Origin of the sequence: Plantimonas leprariae (genome assembly GCF_008802405.1) — a bacterium.
GTDB lineage: Bacteria > Pseudomonadota > Alphaproteobacteria > Rhizobiales > Rhizobiaceae > Plantimonas > Plantimonas leprariae.
This window is the reverse complement of sequence record NZ_VZDO01000001.1, coordinates 514,115-528,654: the sequence shown is the minus strand read 5'-3', so window position 1 is coordinate 528,654 and position 14,540 is coordinate 514,115. Positions and strand designations below refer to the sequence as shown.

Annotated in this window: 13 protein-coding genes; 11 read left to right on the top strand and 2 right to left on the bottom strand. The window is 69.8% G+C overall.

Translation table 11 applies throughout. The annotated features are described in order from the left end of the window. Window positions 1-51: 51 nt before the first annotated feature. Window positions 52-807 carry an SDR family NAD(P)-dependent oxidoreductase gene (locus F6X38_RS02445; protein WP_150967933.1) on the bottom strand — a complete coding sequence of 252 codons (756 nt, stop codon included), beginning with the start codon at window positions 805-807 and terminating at the stop codon, window positions 52-54. A 130-nt stretch (window positions 808-937) separates the two neighbouring features. Here F6X38_RS02445 and F6X38_RS02440 point away from each other — a divergent pair, with 130 nt between their 5' ends. From F6X38_RS02440 to F6X38_RS02410, 7 genes are all read left to right on the top strand, one after another. Next, complete coding sequence (locus F6X38_RS02440; RefSeq protein ID WP_150967932.1) at window positions 938-1,192, top strand: type II toxin-antitoxin system Phd/YefM family antitoxin; 255 nt, start codon at window positions 938-940, stop codon at window positions 1,190-1,192. After that, window positions 1,189-1,461 carry a Txe/YoeB family addiction module toxin gene (locus F6X38_RS02435; RefSeq protein WP_150967931.1) on the top strand — a complete coding sequence of 91 codons (273 nt, stop codon included), beginning with the start codon at window positions 1,189-1,191 and terminating at the stop codon, window positions 1,459-1,461. Before F6X38_RS02440 ends, F6X38_RS02435 begins: the two co-directional genes overlap by 4 nt. 40 nt (window positions 1,462-1,501) lie before the next feature. After that, entirely contained in the window at window positions 1,502-3,937 is a 2,436-nt protein-coding gene (gene hrpB, locus F6X38_RS02430) for an ATP-dependent helicase HrpB (RefSeq protein ID WP_150967930.1), read from the top strand. A gap of 119 nt (window positions 3,938-4,056) precedes the next feature. Then, window positions 4,057-5,469, top strand: a complete 1,413-nt coding sequence (locus tag F6X38_RS02425; RefSeq protein ID WP_150967929.1) for an ActS/PrrB/RegB family redox-sensitive histidine kinase — start codon at window positions 4,057-4,059, stop codon at window positions 5,467-5,469. 143 nt (window positions 5,470-5,612) lie between these two features. Then, on the top strand, window positions 5,613-6,182 hold the full coding sequence (locus F6X38_RS02420; protein WP_150967991.1) for an ActR/PrrA/RegA family redox response regulator transcription factor: 570 nt from the start codon (window positions 5,613-5,615) through the stop codon (window positions 6,180-6,182). Between the two features lie 65 nt (window positions 6,183-6,247). Next, a complete protein-coding gene (locus F6X38_RS02415) occupies window positions 6,248-6,964 on the top strand; it encodes an HAD hydrolase-like protein (protein WP_150967928.1) in 717 nt (238 codons plus the stop codon). A gap of 194 nt (window positions 6,965-7,158) precedes the next feature. Further along, complete coding sequence (locus tag F6X38_RS02410; protein ID WP_246191143.1) at window positions 7,159-9,351, top strand: TonB-dependent siderophore receptor; 2,193 nt, start codon at window positions 7,159-7,161, stop codon at window positions 9,349-9,351. Here F6X38_RS02410 and F6X38_RS02405 read toward each other — a convergent pair. After that, window positions 9,339-10,490: a Gfo/Idh/MocA family protein gene (locus tag F6X38_RS02405; RefSeq protein ID WP_150967927.1), complete on the bottom strand. Its 1,152-nt coding sequence runs from the start codon at window positions 10,488-10,490 to the stop codon at window positions 9,339-9,341. The two genes, F6X38_RS02410 and F6X38_RS02405, sit on opposite strands and share 13 nt — an antisense overlap. A 131-nt stretch (window positions 10,491-10,621) precedes the next feature. Here F6X38_RS02405 and F6X38_RS02400 point away from each other — a divergent pair, with 131 nt between their 5' ends. The 4 genes from F6X38_RS02400 to F6X38_RS02385 are packed head-to-tail and all read left to right on the top strand — an operon-like array spanning window position 10,622 to window position 14,539. Further along, complete coding sequence (locus F6X38_RS02400) at window positions 10,622-11,956, top strand: ABC transporter substrate-binding protein (RefSeq protein WP_150967926.1); 1,335 nt, start codon at window positions 10,622-10,624, stop codon at window positions 11,954-11,956. Continuing rightward, window positions 11,956-12,888 (top strand): carbohydrate ABC transporter permease, encoded by a 933-nt coding sequence (locus tag F6X38_RS02395; RefSeq protein ID WP_150967925.1) that lies wholly within the window; start codon window positions 11,956-11,958, stop codon window positions 12,886-12,888. Before F6X38_RS02400 ends, F6X38_RS02395 begins: the two co-directional genes overlap by 1 nt. Beyond that, the gene (locus F6X38_RS02390) at window positions 12,885-13,718 is read left to right on the top strand and encodes a carbohydrate ABC transporter permease (protein WP_150967924.1); all 834 of its coding nucleotides are present in this window, start codon (window positions 12,885-12,887) and stop codon (window positions 13,716-13,718) included. Before F6X38_RS02395 ends, F6X38_RS02390 begins: the two co-directional genes overlap by 4 nt. After that, window positions 13,715-14,539, top strand: a complete 825-nt coding sequence (locus tag F6X38_RS02385) for a sugar phosphate isomerase/epimerase family protein (protein WP_150967923.1) — start codon at window positions 13,715-13,717, stop codon at window positions 14,537-14,539. Before F6X38_RS02390 ends, F6X38_RS02385 begins: the two co-directional genes overlap by 4 nt. The last annotated feature ends 1 nt before the right edge of the window (window position 14,540 follow it).

Genomic DNA, 14,540 nt, shown 5'->3' with positions numbered 1-14,540 from the left:
TCCGCTACGGAACTAAATAGCTGGCTAACGGAACGGAACGGGAACGAGCCGTCAGACGTGCTGGCCGCCGTTGATGTGGATTTCCGAGCCGGTGACGTAGCTCGCCTGATCGGAACACAGGAAGTAGATGATGTCCGCCACTTCGCCGGTCTTGCCGAGCCGGCGGAGCGGGATGTTCTCCACCATCTTCTCGGTGCCGGGCGACAGGATCGCGGTGTCGATCTCGCCGGGCGCGATGGCGTTGACGCGGATGCCGCTCGGGCCGAAGTCGGCCGCCATCTCGCGGGTGAGCGAGGCGAGCGCCGCCTTCGACGTGGCATAGGCCGTGCCGGCGAAGGGGTGGACGCGCCCGCCCGCGATCGAGGTGACGTTGACGATCGAGCCCTTGGCCGCCGTCAGTTCGCGCATCAGCCCGCGCGCCAGCATGATCGAGGCGAAGAAGTTCACCTGGAACACGTCGCGCCAGAGGTGCATCGAGGTCTGGATCGAGTCGAGCCGCGTGCCGCCGCTTCCCTTCGGTGAGATCGCCGCGTTGTTGACCAGCGCGTGAAGCTGCGAGCCGTTCGCCTCCAGCCGCCGGCGGATTTCGGAGATCGCGAAGCCGACGTCCTCCGGGTCCGCGAGGTCGACCTTGATGTGGTCCTCCGGGCCGGCCGGCCAGGGGCAGTCCTCGGCGAAGGCCTGCCGCGAACAGGTGATCACGCGCCAGCCCTCGCGCGAGAAGCGTTTGACGGTCGCGTGACCGATGCCGCGCGAGGCGCCCGTCAGCACCAGCGCCCTCCGCGTGTCCGTCGCCTCGCTCGGCATCGCCGCTCTCCTTCGCACCCCGCTACTCGGCCGCAACCGATGCCACGGAAAGCGCCGAGGCGAAAGCGGCGACCGGCTTGTCGCTCGCGTCCGAGGCGCGTACATTGACGCGTACATAAAGGGAGCGGGCATGAGCCACGTCAACTTCACCGAGCTTCGGGCGAACATGGCTTCGCACTTCGATCGGGTCGAAGCCGACCGGATCGAACTCGTCGTCACGCGCCAGAACCATGAACCGCTTGTCGTGATGACGCTCGCGGAGCTGGAAAGCCTGAAGGAGACACTGCATCTCCTGGGCTCGCCCGCGAATGCCGATCACTTGCGACGCTCGATCGCCTCGTTCGAGGAGGGACGCCTCGAGGAGCATGATCTCATCCAGCCATGAGGGTGATGTTCACGCCGGAAGGCTGGGCGGATTATCTGTCGTGGCAGGAAGCCGACCCCGCCGTGCTGAAGCGGATCAACGAACTGATCGCCGGCGCGCGGCGGGCGCCCTTCACCGGTATCGGCAAGCCGGAGCCGCTGCGAAGCGAACTGGCCGGCTGGTGGTCGCGGCGCATCGACCGCGAGCACCGCCTCGTCTATCGCGTGGAAGGCAAGGACGCGGCGCAGACGTTGATCGTCGCCGCGTGCCGGTTCCGCTACTCCCGATAGCCTCCGTGCCGCACCGGAATCGTCCGAAGGTTCTTCGTTCTTGATCTCCCTGCCGAACCTTCCCGTCTCCGACGTGCTGGACGAGCTGGCGCGGGCGCTGGCGGATCGCGGGGCGGCCGTGCTCGTCGCGCCGCCCGGTGCCGGCAAGACGACGCTGGTGCCGCTCCATCTTCTCGGCGCGTCCTTCGCTACGGCCAAGATCGTCCTCGTCGAGCCACGCCGGCTCGCCGCCCGCGCGGCGGCGCGGCGCATGGCCGAGCTTCTCGGCGAGGACGTCGGCGGAACGGTCGGCTGGCGCATGCGGCTCGACACGCGCGTTTCGGCGCGGACGCGGATCGAGGTGGTGACGGAGGGCGTCTTCACCCGGATGATCCTCGCCGATCCGGAGCTCACGGGCATCTCGGCGGTGATCCTCGACGAGTTCCACGAGCGCTCGCTCGACGCCGACCTGTCGCTGGCTCTGGCGCTCGACGTGCGCGGCGCGCTGCGCGAGGATTTGCGGCTCCTCGTCATGTCGGCGACGCTGGACGGCGCGCGGGTGGCGGCACTCCTCGGCGATGCGCCGGTGGTCGCCAGCCTCGGCCGCTCCTTCCCGGTCGCGGTCCGCTACCGCGAGCGGCCGGCCGCCGTCGCGGTCGAGGACGCGATGGCCGAGGCGATCCGCGGGGTGCTGGCGAGCGAGGAGGGCAGCGTCCTCGCCTTCCTGCCCGGCCAGCGGGAGATCGAACGCGCCGCGGAGCGCCTCGCATCCCTCGCCTCGCCGACCCTGGCGATCATGCCGCTCTTCGGCGCGATGGAGGGCGCCGCCCAGGACCGCGCCATCCGCCCGGCGCCGGCGGGAACGCGCAAGGTGGTGCTCGCAACCTCGATCGCCGAGACCTCGATCACCATCGACGGCGTCGGCGTGGTGGTGGATTCGGGGCTGCGCCGCGCGCCCGTCTTCGAGCCGGCGACCGGCCTGTCGCGCCTGGAAACGGTGCGCGTCAGCCAGGCGGGCGCCGACCAGCGGGCGGGCCGTGCCGGGCGCACGGGCCCGGGCGTCGCGCTGCGCCTCTGGCGCGAGGAGCAGACGGCGGCGATGGCCGCATTCGACGTGCCGGAAATCCTGTCGAGCGACCTTTCCGGCCTCGTGCTCGACTGCGCCGCCTGGGGCGTCGCCGACCCGCGCGATCTCGCCTTTCTCGACCCGCCGCCGGAAGCCGCGCTCGTTGAGGCGCGGGCGCTGCTTCGCGATCTCGGCGCGCTCGGCGAGGATGGGCGGCTGACCGGAGAGGGCGAGGCGATGCGGGCGCTGGCCCTGCCGCCGCGGCTCGCCCGCATGGTGACGGGCGCGCCGTCGGGGGCGCGTCTCACCGCGGCGCGCCTCGCCGTGCTTCTGACCGAGCGCGGCCTCGGCGGCACGGATGTCGACCTCGCCGAGCGCCTGCGCCGGTTCGAGTGGGAAACCGGGGGCCGCAACAAGCCGGCGGACGCCCTGGCGCGACGCCTCGCGGGGCCGGGCGCGGGGAACTTGCCGGAGGAGGCCGGCGCGCTGCTGGCGCTGGGCTTCCCGGATCGCGTCGCGGCGGCGCGGGGAGCGCGTGGTTCGTTCGTCCTCGCCAACGGCCGGGGCGGCACGGTCGACCCGATCTCGCCGCTGGCCGGCGAACCGTTCCTCGTGGTCGCCGAACTGCAGGGCGCCGCGCGTGCCGCGCGCATCCTCTCGGCCGCCGCCGTTTCACGTGAAACATTGGAGCGGGTCCTCGCGAGCCGCGTCGTGTCGGAAACGGCGACGGCCTTCGACGCGGCGAGCGGCGAGGTGCGGGCGCGAGTGCTGCGGCGCATCGGCCGCGCCGTGCTAGCGGAGCGTCCGGTCGCCGTGCCGGCGGGCGAGGGCGGCGCGGCGCTGGCGGCGGCGATCCGCGAGCGGGGGCTGGACGTCCTGCCGTTCGACCGCAAGACGGCCGACCTCCGCCGCCGTCTCGGCTTCCTGCGGGAAACGCTCTGCGAGCCCTGGCCGGACGTCTCGGACGCGGCGCTCGTCGCCGGCCTCGCCGACTGGCTGCTGCCTTTCGCGCCGAATGCCACCCGCCTCGCCGAACTTTCCGGCGACGTCCTGTTCGAAGCGCTGCGGGCGCTCGTGCCGGCCGATCTCGCCCGGCGGCTCGACGAGTTCGCGCCGACGCATTTCGACGCCCCCACCGGCTCCCGGCTGCCGATCCGCTACGAGGCCGAGGGGCCCGTCCTCGCCGTGCGGGTGCAGGAGCTGTTCGGCCTGAAGCGCCATCCGGCGCTCGCCGGCGGGCGGCTGCCGCTGATCCTGGAGCTTCTTTCGCCGGCGCATCGGCCGATCCAGATCACCCGCGACCTGCCCGGTTTCTGGGCCGGCTCGTGGCGCGACGTGCGCGCCGACCTGCGCGGTCGCTATCCGAAGCACCCCTGGCCGGAAGACCCGGCGAACGCCGAGGCGACGGCGCGGGCGAAGCCGCGCGCCTGACCCGCGATTTTCCGCGTTGGTGCGGCGCGTTGCCCTGCCGCGGGCGCGGCGCTGTCCGAAAGCCGCTCCATGCTCTAGAACGCATTGAAATATCGTCGTTTTGGTTGAGTAGCCGCGCCATGGAACAGACCGCCAATCCGGGCTTCGGGCTCCGGCTCCCCGCCTTCGCGACGGGGGTGCGGGACAGCCAGCGGCTGCGCCTCGCGACCCTGACGCGCCTGCGCTGGCTGTCGGTCGCCGGCCAGACCGCGGCCTGCGCCTTCGTCGCCTGGGGGCTCTGGTGGCCCTATCCGGTGTTCTGGTGCCTCGGGCTCATCGCGGTTTCCGCCAGCCTGAACGTCGTGCTCGGCCTGATCACGCCGAAGAGCCGCCGCCTGTCGCCGGGCGCCGCGGCCGCGATCCTCACCTTCGACATCGTGCAGCCGGCGATGCTGATGTTCATCACCGGCGGCCTGCACAACCCGTTCTCCGTGTTCATCATGGTGCCGGCGGTCATCGCCTCGGCGACGCAGCCGCCGCTGACCACGGTGGCGCTCGGCAGCCTCGCGGTCGCCTGCGTCACGGTTCTCGCCTTCTGGCACCTGCCGCTGCCCTGGCTGCCGACGGGCGGCTTCGTCCTGCCGACGGCCTATATCGGCGGGCTCTGGTTCGCGATCGTGACGACGCTCGTCTTCGCGGCGATCTACGTCTACCGCGTCGCGGCGGAAGGGCGGACCTTCGCCGACGCGCTGACCGCCACCGAGCTCGTCCTCCAGCGCGAGCAGCACCTCAACGCGCTCGACGGCCTAGCCGCGGCCGCCGCCCACGAGCTCGGCTCGCCGCTCGCGACGATCTCCCTCGTCGCCAAGGAGATGGGCCGCACCGTGCCGGCGGACGATCCGCAGCGCGAGGACGTCGAACTCCTGATCCAGCAGAGCGACCGCTGCCGCGACATCCTTGCGCGGCTGTCGACCCTGTCCACCTCGTCCGAGGAGCACATGGCGCGGCTGCCGGCCACCTCGCTGGTCGAGGAGGTGGTGATGCCGCATCGCAATTTCGGCATCGCCATCGAGGTCGTCGCGAAGCGCGACGGGGTGGCGGAGCCGGTGATGCGCCGCAACGCCGCCGTCTCCCACGGGCTCGGCAACATCGTCGAGAACGCCGTCGACTTCGCCAGGACCGAGGTGCGGGTCGAGGTCTCCTGGGGCGAGAACGACATCCGCATCCGCGTGATGGACGACGGTCCGGGCTTCCCGCCGGAGGTGATCGATCGGATCGGCGATCCCTACATGGCCAATCGCGGCACACGGGGGCGCAACGGCGGTGGCGGCCTCGGCCTCGGCCTGTTCATCGCGAAGACGCTGCTGGAACGCTCCGGCGCGCGGCTGGAATTCGCCAACCGGCCGGGCGGGGACAGCGGCGCGATGGCGACGGTGATCTGGTCGCGCACCGCCTTCGCGGCGCAGGCTCCCGACAATCACGACGAAAGCCTTTCGGCCGACTCCTTGGACATGCGTGGTTGGCTCCATAGAACGCAACCGGAACAGGGTTGAAAACGGGGCGGCCGGAGGCCATTTTGACGAAGCATTAACGAACATCCGGCGCGCGGCTCGTATCCGCCGCAACCTCCTCCGGTCGGGCGCTCGCGCGCCGACCGTCACCGGCGCCGGCCTACCGGGAGATGACGCCCATGCTTATGGAGAACGAGGTCGCGGCCCCACCGCGTTCGAACCTGCCCGCCGGCGACCGCTCGCTGCTGCTCGTCGACGACGACAAGCCGTTCCTTCAGCGTCTTGGCCGCGCGCTCGAGCAGCGCGGCTTCAACGTCACGACGGCCGACAGCGTCGCGGAAGGCGTCGCCGCCATCCGCGCCGGCGCGCCGGCCTATGCCGTAGTTGACATGCGGCTTGGCGACGGCAACGGCCTCGACGTGCTCGAAGCCCTGCGGCGCGTGCGCGACGACGCCCGCATGATCGTCCTCACCGGCTACGGCAACATCGCCACGGCGGTGACGGCGGTGAAGCTCGGTGCGATCGACTATCTGGCGAAGCCCGCCGACGCCGACGAGGTGATCGGAGCGCTGCTGCACGAGCCGGGCGACAAGGCCGAGCCGCCGGAGAATCCGATGTCGGCCGACCGGGTACGCTGGGAGCATATCCAGCGGGTCTACGAGCTTTGCGAGCGCAACGTTTCGGAGACCGCGCGCCGCCTGTCGATGCATCGCCGGACGTTGCAGCGAATCCTCGCCAAGCGGGCTCCGCGCTGACCGGCGCGGCTCCCGGGCGTCCGACCGATTGACGGGGCGGTGCGCCGCACGCATTGACTGGGCGCATGGATAGCCATGCCGCGCCGCGTCTCGCGATCTTCGACTTCGACGGGACGCTCGCCGACTCCCTTCCCTGGTTCGTCGGCGTCCTCGACGAGGTGGCCGAGCGCCACGGCTTCCGCAAGGTCGACGAAGCGCTGGCGCTGCGCCTGCGGACCCTCGACACCACCGGTGTTCTGAAGGAACTCGGCATCCCGCTCTGGAAGGTGCCGGCGATCGCGCGGGACCTCCGCGCCCGGAAGATGGCGGCAATGCCGCCCGTGCCGATCTTCGCCGGCACACGCGAGATGCTGGAAGCGCTTCGCCGGCGGGGAATCGTGATCGGCATCGTCTCTTCCGATTCGGAAGGCAGCGTGCGCCGCACCCTCGGGTCCGAGCTGGCGCATCTCGTCTCGCACTACAACTGTTCCGCCTCGATCTTCGGCAAGGCCTCGAAGCTTCGCCAGGTCGCCTCCGCCGCCCGCATTCCGCCGAGCGCCGCCGTCTATGTCGGCGACGAGACGCGCGACGCCGAAGCCGCCGCGAAGGCCGCGATGCGCTTCGGCGCCGTCACCTGGGGGTATTCGACGCGCGACGTCCTCTTCGCCTATCGTCCGGCCTACCTGTTCGACCGGATCGAGGACATTCCCGCCATCCTGCCGTCGAGGCGCGCCGAAGCGGCGGCACTGCTGCAGAAGCCGGCGCTGGAGCGGCTGCAGCCCAACCCGGAAGAGACGGCCTGAACACGCGGGCCGGCGGGCCCGAAAGCTTGCAACCGTTCCAAATCCTGTTGCCTCGAAGCCGCATGGGACCGTTCGCCTGCCGGCACGGCAATTCTTGGTGCGCCTGAATTGTTGACTCGAATTATCATGTTTCAATACCGCTGATCGGGTCACAGGCAGTCACGGGCTGCCGGCTTGTCCGATCGGAGGTTCGAATGTCGTCGCGTTCCGTCTTGCCGTCGCCGATGCGGATCGTTCGGCTTCTGGCTGCGGTCTTCGTCGTCGCCGGCGCTTCCGCTGCCAAGGCGCAGGACGGCGTCGTCGACCTCGACGCCGTCACCGTCCGCACCTCTGGCGGGGCGGGCGGGGAAGCGGCTGGCGGGCCCGGCGACGGCGAGCCGGCCGCAGCCGGCACTTCGGCGAGCGACTTTCGCGCGAAGGGCTATGTCGCGGACACCGTGCCGACCGCAACGAAGACCGATACGCCGATCGTGCGCGTCCCGCAGTCGGTCTCGGTGGTGACCGAGGAGCAGCTCGACGACCGCAACGTCCAGACGCTGCAGGAGGCGGTGAACTACACGCCGGGCGTCCGGGTCGGCGCCTTCGGGCTCGATCCGCGCTTCGACGCCTTCTATATCCGCGGGCTCGACGCGACCTACACCGGCATCTTCCGCGACGGGTTGCGCGAGTTCAACTTCGGCTTCGCGACTTTCGACATCGAGCCCTACGGCCTTGCCGGCATCTCGATCCTGAAAGGTCCGGCGGCCGGGCTCTACGGCTCGTCGAACGCCGGCGGCATCGTGGACCTTCGCACCAAGCGCCCGACCGTCGCGCCCTTCCGCGAAATCGAGGCGCAGGTCGGCACGAACGATCGCTACCAGGCGAACTTCGACGCGTCCGGCCCCTTGGGCAACTCGACGTCCGCCTTCTACCGGTTGACGGGCGTCGCGCGGAAGTCCGACACCGACTATCCATTCGCCGACGACGACCGGCTGTCGATCGCGCCGGCCTTTACCTACGCGCCCGACGCCGACACGTCGCTGACGGTGCTCGGCGAGCTGCAGCGCACGAAGAGCGGCGGCTCGGTCGCCTACTACAACGAGAACAACCGCGTCACCGACCTGCCCTTCGCCGATCCCGACTTCAACGACCTCGACCAGCACCAGGGCCGGATCGGCTTCGAGTTCGAGCAGCGCCTCAACGAGACCTTCGTCTTCCGCCAGAAGGCGCGCTATCAGGCGGTCGACGACGTCGACGCCGAGTACGTCTTCTTCGCCGGCGCGCCGGTGGACGACATCATCCAGCGCGGCACCGGCACGGTTCGCCAGACGTTGAAGGGCGTCGTCTCGGACAGCCAGATGGAGGCCAGGTTCGACACGGGCGCACTGAAGCATACCGTGCTCGGCGGCGTCGACGTTTCCTATGCCGAGTTCACCGACCGGCAGGGCTTCGGGTCAGCACCGCCGATCTCGTTCTCCGACCCGGTCTACGGCGCAGCGATCGACCGGCCGCCTTTCTCGACCGCGACAAATCAGGACCAGACCCAGGTCGGCCTCTACCTGCAGGATGAAGTGCGGCTCGATCGCTTCACCCTGACGCTCGGCGGCCGCAAGGACTGGGTGGAATCGAACACCCGCAACGGCACGCCGGACGAGCTCGGCGACGAGGAACGGCAGAAGGACGACGCCTTCTCGGGGCGCGTGGGCTTGAGCTACCTCTTCGACTTCGGCCTTGCGCCTTACGTCAGCTACTCGACCTCGTTCTCGCCGGTGATCGGCACCACCGAGGACGGCGAGGCCTTCGTGCCGACAGAGGCGCGGCAGTGGGAGGCGGGCGTCAAATACGACGTGCCGGACCTCGACGCCCTCCTGACGGCAGCCGTGTTCGATATCCGGCAGAAGAACGGCGTCGTGGTGGTCCCGAGCGAGGACCTTTCCACCAACATCTCCGTGCAGCGCGGCGAGATCCGCTCGCGCGGGATCGAACTGGAGGCGACCGCGAGCATCACCGACAGCTTCGACCTCACCGCCTCCTACGCCTATCAGGAAGTGACGGTGGAGGACGGCGCGCCGGAGACGATCGGCCGCGACGTCTCCTCGCAACCGCGCCATACCTTCGCGATCTGGGGCGACTACACGATCCGCAGCGGCGTCGCGGAAGGGCTCGGCTTCGGCGCGGGCGTGCGCGCCTCCTCGTCCAGCTACGGCGACGACGCCAACATCTTCAAGAACGAGGCCCGCGCCTTCGTCGATGCCGCCGTCCACTACGACGTGCCACGCGTCGAGGGGCTGCGCTTCCAGGTGAACGCCACGAACATCTTCGAGGAGGACGCGCAGGTCTGCACCTCCGGCTTCTGCTACAAGGAGCCGGAGCGCAGCGTCATCGGCTCGGTGCGCTACCGCTTCTGATCGCTCGCCAGCAACGAGGCGGCTTCGGCTTCGCCCAAGAGGTCGGGCCGCTCCGCACCGGACTCCAGCCGCACCGCCTCGCCGGTCTCGCCGGAGCGGAGGGTCGCCTCCATGATCTCGAGGACGTGGAGCGCCAGCGCGCCGGACGCGCGCGGGCTTCGGTTCTCACGGATCGAGCGCACGAGATCGGCGACGCCGAGCATCCGGTAGTTGGCACGGGTCGGCCGGTCGCCGAACGGCCAGTTGATCGCGCCGAAGAGTTCGCCCTCGCTCTCGAAATTTTCCCACTCCTCGCCGCGCCGCGACAAGGACACCGTGCCGCCGAACGTGTCGGGGTCGGGGAGGCTGAGCGAGCCTTGCGTGCCGTGCAGTTCGATCGGCTGGTTCGAATGCCGGAACACGTCCCATGACGCGCCGAAGGTGACGAGCGCGCCGGACGCGAACTGGAGCAGCGACAGCGCGGTGGTCGGAGTGCCGACCGGAAAGGTCGTGTCCTTGAACGGCCCTTCGGCGGTGATCAGCCGTTCCGCCTGGCCGCTGCCGGTGATTGCCGTGACGCGCGAAACCGAGCCGAGAAGGTTGACCAGCGTCGTCAGGTAGTACGGGCCCATGTCGAGCACCGGCCCGCCGCCCGGCTGGTAGTAGAATTGCGGGTTCGGGTGCCAGTGCTCCATGCCACGCCCGAACATGAAGGCGGTGCCGGCGACCGGCCGGCCGATCGCGCCCTCGTCCACGAGGCGGCGGGCGCGCCGCCCGGCCGCGCCGAGGAAGGTATCCGGCGCCGAGCCGAGCTTCAGCCCTCGCGCCTCGGCTTCCGCGACCAGCCGGCGGCCTTCCGCCGCGGTGATGCCGAGCGGCTTCTCGGTGAAGACGTGCTTGCCGGCGGTGAGCGCCGACATCGTCACGTCGAAATGCGCGGCGGGAACCGTCAGGTTGAGGACGAGGTTGATGCCGGGGTCGCGCAACAGCTCGTCGACGCCCATCGCCCGGACGCCGTATTCGCCGGCCCTGAGGCGCGCGGCCTCAATCGACAGGTCGGCGCAGCCGCGCAGCTCCACCTCCCCGAACAGGCCGGCGTTGCGCATGTAGGTCATCGCGATGTTGCCGCATCCGACGACGCCGAGCCCGAGCTTTTCCATCGATCCTGCCGCTCCTCCCGCGATCGTCACCGACCATAGACGGGTCGAAGCTTGACGCGCGACAACTTTCTGTCGAACCTGCGCCAAGGTTGCGGGAGGAGGAAGCCCGGCAGCCATCGGGAGGAAGAGCGATGACGACATCGGGAAAGCAGGCCGGCGGCAGCGCCGGCACGACCGGCCATGTCACCCTGGCCGACCGCAGGCAGTTTCTTCTGGGCAGCGCCGCGCTCGGCCTCGGGGCCGCCGCCGGTCTCGCGCCCCGCCGCGCCCGGGCGCAGTCGCGGGCCGAGATCACCTTCGCCAGCGCCGCCTTCTTCGGCTCCGAGACCTTCGGCGACCTCTCCAACGCCTACAACGAGAGCCAGGACAAGGTGAAGGTAACCTACCTGAACCTGCCGCCGCCGAGCTCCTCGACGGAAGTGTACCAAGGCCTCGTTCAGCAGCTCGCGCGCCGCACCGGCACGCCGGACGTGTTCAGCCAGGACGTGATCTGGATCGCCGGCTTCGCCGCCGCCGGCTGGGCGCTGCCGCTCGACGAGTACTTTCCGGCCGACAAGCGCGCCGACTACTTTCCCGGCACGGTCGAGGCCTGCACCTATGACGGCAAGCTGACGGCGCTGCCCTGGTTCCTCGACACCGGGATGTTCTACTACCGGAAGGACGTGCTGGAGAAGCACGGCGGCAAGGTGCCGACCACCTGGGACGAGATGGCGACGATCGCCGCGGAGGCGCAGAAGGCCGGCGACGTGAAGTTCGGCTACCTCTGGCAGGGCAAGCAGGCCGAGGTGCTGGTCTGCGACGCGGTGGAGGCGATCAGCTCGGCCGGCGGCTCGATCCTCAGCGCCGACGGCAAGTCGGCGACCCTCAATTCGGAAGCCGGCGTCAAGGCGATCCAGTTCCTGCACGACACGATCAACAAGACGAAGATCTCGCCGTCCGACGTCCTGTCCTGGGACGAGGAGCCGTCCCGCCAGCCCTTCACCGGCGGCCAGGCGATGTTCATGCGCAACTGGTCCTACGTCTTCCCGATCGCGCAGGACCCGAAAGCCTCGCAGGTGGTGGACAAGGTCGGCGTCGCGCCGCTCCCGGCTTTCCAAGGCGGCAAGTCGTCGGCTTGCCTCGGCGGTTACCAGCTCGGCGTCAACGCCAATTCCAAGCAGCGGGAGGCGGCGGTCGACTTCCTGACCTGGCTGTCCTCGGTGGAGACGCAGCAGCGGATCGCCTTGAACTTCGGTCTCGGCCCGACGCGGGCCAACCTCTACGACGACGCGAAGATCAAGGCGGCGAACCCGTTCATGGCGGGGCTGAAGCCGGTGTTCCAGGGCGCGACGCCGCGGCCCGTCACGCCGCAATACGCCAAGGTCACGCTGGCGCTGCAGTCCGGCCTGTCGAAGGCGCTGCAGTCCGGCGACGTGAAGGCCGAGCTCGACGCGACCGCCGAGCGCGTCGACGCGGCGCTCGGCTGATGAGCCAAGCGGGCGTCCTCGCGCCGGCGCGGAGGATCGGGGCGGGGGGTGTGCGGCTGCGCACCCTCCAGCCCTGGCTCCTGCTGCTGCCGGCCTTCGTCGCGCTCGCCGCCGTGACGCTCTACCCGATCCTCAACGGCATCCGCCTGTCCTTCACCAACACTTCGCTGATCACGCTGGAGGAGGACTATGTCGGCGTCGCGAACTATCGCGAGCTCTGGGCCGACCCGCAGTTCTGGAACGCCTGGACCCATACGCTATGGTTCACCTTCGCCTCGACGGCGCTGGAGACGCTGATCGGGCTCGGCATGGCGCTGATCCTGTTCGAGAGCTTCGCCGGCCGGGGCATCGTGCGCGCCGCGATGCTGGTGCCCTGGGCGATGCCGACCGTCGTGACGTCCAAGATGTTCGGCTGGCTGTTCGACGGGCAGCACGGCATCGTCAACTGGCTGCTGCTGCAGGCCGGCATCCTCGACGCCAGGGTGAACTGGTACGGCTCGCCGGACACGGCGCTCGCCACCATCGTCATCGCCGACGTCTGGAAGACGACGCCGTTCATGGCGCTCCTCCTCCTCGCCGGCCTCCAGACCATCCCGCGCTCGCTTACCGAGGCCGCCGAGATGGACGGGGCGCGGGCGTGGTCGATCTTCTGGCACGTTCGCCTGCCGCTTCTCATGCCGACGCTCCTGATCGCCGGCCTGTTCCGGGCGCTCGATGCCTTCCGCATCTTCGACCTCGTCTACGTCCTCACCGGCGGCGGCCCGGCCGATTCCACCGAGACGCTGTCGACGCTCGCCTACAAGGTCCTGTTCTCGACGCTCTCCTTCGGCGCCGGCTCGGCGATCTCCACCGCGATGTTCGTGACGGAAGGCCTGATCGCGCTGGTCTTCTGCCTCTTCCTCGTCCGGCAGATCAGGAGGGCGGGCACGTGAGGCGGCAGCCCCCGCTCCAGCGCGGCTGCTTGAGGTTCGGCGCGCTGCTGATCCTGTTCTGGTCGGCCGCGCCCTTCGTCTGGCAATTCTCGACCTCGTTCCAGCTCGATCGGGCGCTGACCGCGGAGGTGCCGACGCTGATCCCGGACCCGTTCACGCTGGAGCACTACTGGAACGCCTTCGTCGGCAAGGAACTTCACCGCTACGTCTGGAACTCCTTCGTCGTGTCGCTGCTGACGACGCTGTCCTGCCTGGTGGTCGGCTCGCTCGCCGCCTTCGCCCTGTCGCGCTTCGACGTGAAGGGGCGGTTCGGCATCCTCGTCGTGATCCTCTCGGTATCGATGTTCCCGCAGATCGCCATCGTCGGCCCGCTCTACCTCGTCGCGGCCGATCTCGGCCTGCTCGACACCTATGCGGGCCTCGTCATCGTCTACCTCGCGCTCGGCCTGCCGCTGGTGACCTGGGTGCTGTTCGGCTATTTCGAGACGATCCCGCGCGAGATCGACGAGGCGGCGCGGATGGACGGCGTCGGCGTCCTCGGCCTTCTCTGGCGGATCATCCTGCCGATGTCGCTGCCGAGCCTCGTCACCACCGGGCTCCTCGCCTTCATCACCGCCTGGAACGAGTTCCTGTTCGCGCTTGCCTTCACCTCGACCATCGAGCACCAGACGATCCCGGTCGGCATCGCGAACTTCACCAACCAGTACTACGTGCCCTGGGGCGACATCGCGGCGGCCTCCGCCGTGGTGACGGTGCCGCTGATCCTGCTCGTGCTGTTCTTCCAGCGGCACATCATCGAAGGACTGACGCAAGGGGGCGTCAAGGAATGAGCGTTGCGCACGGTCTCAAGGTCGGCTGCCAGACCTTTACCTGGGAGATGCTGGGGAGCGGCTGGCAGGGCGGTCCGGACGACCTTCTGGAAGCGATCGCCGCCGGCGGCTATGCCGGCATCGAGATCACCGACACGATGATCGGGCCCTACGCCGACCGGCCGGACGCGTTCGCCGCCGCCCTGGAGCGCCATGGCCTGACGCTCGTGTCCTTCGCCTTCGGCTCCGAGAGCGGGTTCACCGAGCGGGACCGGATCGCGGCGGACCTCGAAGCCGCGCGCCGCTGGATCGGTTTCGCAGCGCGGTTTCCCGGCGCGCTCGTCTCGATGGGCTCGGCGACGGTGATGTCGCCCGGCGACCGCGGCGAGAAGTTCACTGTGGCGGCCGAGGTCTACAACCGCGCCGCCGCGCTCGGAGAGGAGGCGGGCGTCGCGGTCGCCGTCCATCCGAGCTCGCACCACGACACGCTGCTCTTCGACCGCGCCGACTACGACCAACTCTTCGCGTTCCTCGATCCGGACCTCGTCGGCTGGGTGCCGGACACCGGCCACATCCTGCGCGGCCATCCGGACATTCTCGACACGCTGCGCGCGCACCGCGACCGCATCCGCTACCTGCACCTGAAGGACGTCGACGCCTCCGGCACCTGGGCGATGCTGGGGGAGGGCGTCTGCGACGTGCCGGCCGTGATCGACATCGTCGCGGCAAGCCCCCGCTTCGACGGCTGGCTGGTGCTGGAGGAGGAGTCGGAGGAGGCGGGCCGCGATCCGGCGGCGGCGGTGAAGCGCAACCGCGAAACCATGCGCCGCTTCGGAGTCTGAA

Excerpts from the sequence above, each read along its gene's own strand:
- F6X38_RS02395 (WP_150967925.1), top strand. The coding sequence starts at position 11,956 with ATGAGCCAAGCGGGCGTCCTCGCGCCGGCGCGGAGGATCGGGGCGGGG.
- F6X38_RS02420 (WP_150967991.1), top strand. The coding sequence starts at position 5,613 with ATGGAGAACGAGGTCGCGGCCCCACCGCGTTCGAACCTGCCCGCCGGC.
- F6X38_RS02405 (WP_150967927.1), bottom strand. The coding sequence starts at position 10,490 with ATGGAAAAGCTCGGGCTCGGCGTCGTCGGATGCGGCAACATCGCGATG.
- F6X38_RS02400 (WP_150967926.1), top strand. The coding sequence starts at position 10,622 with ATGACGACATCGGGAAAGCAGGCCGGCGGCAGCGCCGGCACGACCGGC.
- F6X38_RS02445 (WP_150967933.1), bottom strand. The coding sequence starts at position 807 with ATGCCGAGCGAGGCGACGGACACGCGGAGGGCGCTGGTGCTGACGGGC.
- F6X38_RS02415 (WP_150967928.1), top strand. The coding sequence starts at position 6,248 with ATGGATAGCCATGCCGCGCCGCGTCTCGCGATCTTCGACTTCGACGGG.
- F6X38_RS02385 (WP_150967923.1), top strand. The coding sequence starts at position 13,715 with ATGAGCGTTGCGCACGGTCTCAAGGTCGGCTGCCAGACCTTTACCTGG.
- F6X38_RS02425 (WP_150967929.1), top strand. The coding sequence starts at position 4,057 with ATGGAACAGACCGCCAATCCGGGCTTCGGGCTCCGGCTCCCCGCCTTC.
- F6X38_RS02435 (WP_150967931.1), top strand. The coding sequence starts at position 1,189 with ATGAGGGTGATGTTCACGCCGGAAGGCTGGGCGGATTATCTGTCGTGG.
- F6X38_RS02410 (WP_246191143.1), top strand. The coding sequence starts at position 7,159 with ATGTCGTCGCGTTCCGTCTTGCCGTCGCCGATGCGGATCGTTCGGCTT.
- F6X38_RS02440 (WP_150967932.1), top strand. The coding sequence starts at position 938 with ATGAGCCACGTCAACTTCACCGAGCTTCGGGCGAACATGGCTTCGCAC.